The organism is Acinetobacter sp. YH12069 (assembly GCF_013419675.1).
GTDB lineage: Bacteria > Pseudomonadota > Gammaproteobacteria > Pseudomonadales > Moraxellaceae > Acinetobacter > Acinetobacter amyesii.
On record NZ_VOZS01000049.1, the window covers coordinates 1 to 2,340 of the forward strand.

The following is a 2,340-nucleotide window of genomic DNA, read 5'->3' on the forward strand; positions in this document are numbered from 1 at the left end:
AAATCGTAATATTCTCGATCTGATTTCTTTAAAAACACCTCTGACAAACGATTATTTTTTTCAGCATCACTCAATTTCATGGTCTAAATGCTCCTATTTTGCGTTTATTGGCGTTTTTAGCCCTGTTTAGCTAGATTTCCCTGTTTTGAAGAAAAGTGCGCTTAAAGGCGATTTTAGGCGGTTTTAAGCCATGTGTGAAAATTTGATATTTTAAAAGTTGCCGATCGGCAACTTTTAGCGGTTTGGGGGATTTATCATTTTCCGACAGCAGGAGGGAATGCACGCTTCCGCGTTTCTCTCCGAGAAACAAAAAAACGGCCTCTGAAAAAGATAAAAATAAGCCCCAAAAGTTGGGGCGTTTTGAAATCTTTTTTAGAGGGGGAAACTCAAGGATTAGATTTTAGGAAATCGTAAAATTGAAGTTGCTGTTTTGGGTCTTTTAGCATGATGCAAAGCCGTTGCATAAAATCATTAGGTGATTCATTCTCTTGCTTCAAATGTTTGAATTTTTTATTTCTGGACATGCCGTAAGAAATTCGGTTGATCTGCATATTTGGAAAATCTATAAACTTAGGTTCATCGACCTGTTTGATTGGTGCTGATTGGATTTTCTTAGAACCAAAGCCGAGCTGTTCCAGTAGCGGATAAAACATCCTGAATTTTTTTGGCTCTAAAAGCATGTCTGCAAGGCGTTTCGTAAAGTCTTCGGATGACTCTCCGATCTCTGCATATTCGCTACCAACTTCGGGCAGTTCAGATAATTTGTGTGCAAACAAATGCCGTTGTGCATCGGTCATTTCGACAAAGAAATCAGGTGTGTTTGGATCTCGTTTAGGGTCGGTTTTTTGTTGTTTTTTTGGCTGTGCCTTCTGTTTAAATCGGAATGAAAAACCAATAATATTACGTCCTCTTTTGTGCTGTTCTTCTTTGACAGTAATATCTGTATTTTCATTGATTTGCTTTAATGATGGTTCTAAAACACGCTTTTTAAAGTCGTGCATTCGATGATATTCACTTTCTAATACTCCCAATCTTTCTCTGAACTCACTTAGCTCAATAATTGGTGTTTTCCCACTACTACGCCAAGCAATCAAAAGTTCATAAAGTCTAATGGCGTAGCCAGTGGAAAGCCCTTTTACTTGCTCTAACTCATAGCTCGTAAATTGTTTTTCTAGCCGAGTTATTAAAGGGATAATTGCAGGTGAAAAAATTAACTCAACAGATGCCGTTTTTTCGATGTATGCAATTTGAGAAACCCAACGTGAGGTAATATGAGCTACTCCTTTTCCTCTTGGTTCTTGATAGCTAAATTGACGAGCAAACAAGTCTTTACAGGCTTCTTTTAGTGCTTGATAAGCACCATTTTTCAATACATCAAAGTGGTTGATATAGCTCTCTGCGTGAATAGTTAAAGGGTCATTCGCATTAATACCTTTACCACTTTCACGGGCTTCAATTATTGCTAAAAGAATTAACCGTTGTTCCACTAGGTCAAGATTGTAGCTGGCATTAATTAAAGCGTTATCTTTCACAATTAAATCTTTCATATAGCGTCTTATTTTATTATGTCGTCTTATTGATCTTATGTGAAGCCTTATCAAGAAGCAATAAGCAGACATATTTTATTTTGTCGCATCTTGCAAACTAAACGTGCTTAAAACGACATGTTTTATTTTGTCTTTCAAAGCACACTAAGTGTCGTCTTATTGAGAATTTCTAGCACACTAAGTGTCGTCTTTTAGCACACTAAGTGTCGTCTTATGTCCTCTGAAACGCACGTATATCAATGCTTTCAGACTGCTTAAAAGCATTTAAAAGCTTTTTTATTATTAAAAGCCCAAAAAAATTAAAAACGGCATTTAAAACTGCCCTATGTTTTCGCTTCGCTCAAACTCTATTGAATCTCGCTGCGCTCGATTCCTGGGGGCAGTTTTTTTCAAAGACCCGCTAGGACGCTAAAAACAAGAATGGATTCGCTTCGCTCATCATGGAGCCAGTGGCTACAGTCGCTTTGCTCTGTAAATCTCGTTATGAAGCAACAGGGAGCTTGTAATCAGGGAAAAGGCAGGGGCAAATTTTTATAATGCTCAGTCGCTCGTAGACACTCGCTCGGTTACTTGATCAATTTGTTTAGTTGTTCTTCAAAATCTTGCTTGTTTAAATCACCTGAAACGTACTGATCATAAAGTTTTTGATGATCTTCAGTGATTTCTAAATCGTAATATTCTCGATCTGATTTCTTTAAAAACACCTCTGACAAACGATTATTTTTTTCAGCATCACTCAATTTCATGGTCTAAATGCTCCTATTTTGCGTTTATTGGCGTTTTTAGCCCTGTT

The 2,340-nt window shown here is 37.2% G+C and carries 1 protein-coding gene and 1 pseudogene; both read right to left on the reverse strand.

Features of this window, described 5'->3' with window-relative positions; translation table 11 throughout:
• Positions 1 to 620 precede the first annotated feature (620 nt).
• Positions 621 to 1,547: pseudogene (repM, locus tag FTU16_RS16295) on the reverse strand (replication initiation protein RepM); the annotation flags it as partial.
• A gap of 566 nt (positions 1,548 to 2,113) precedes the next feature.
• On the reverse strand, positions 2,114 to 2,293 hold the full coding sequence (locus tag FTU16_RS16300) for a hypothetical protein (protein WP_020847111.1): 180 nt from the start codon (positions 2,291 to 2,293) through the stop codon (positions 2,114 to 2,116).
• Positions 2,294 to 2,340 lie beyond the last annotated feature (47 nt).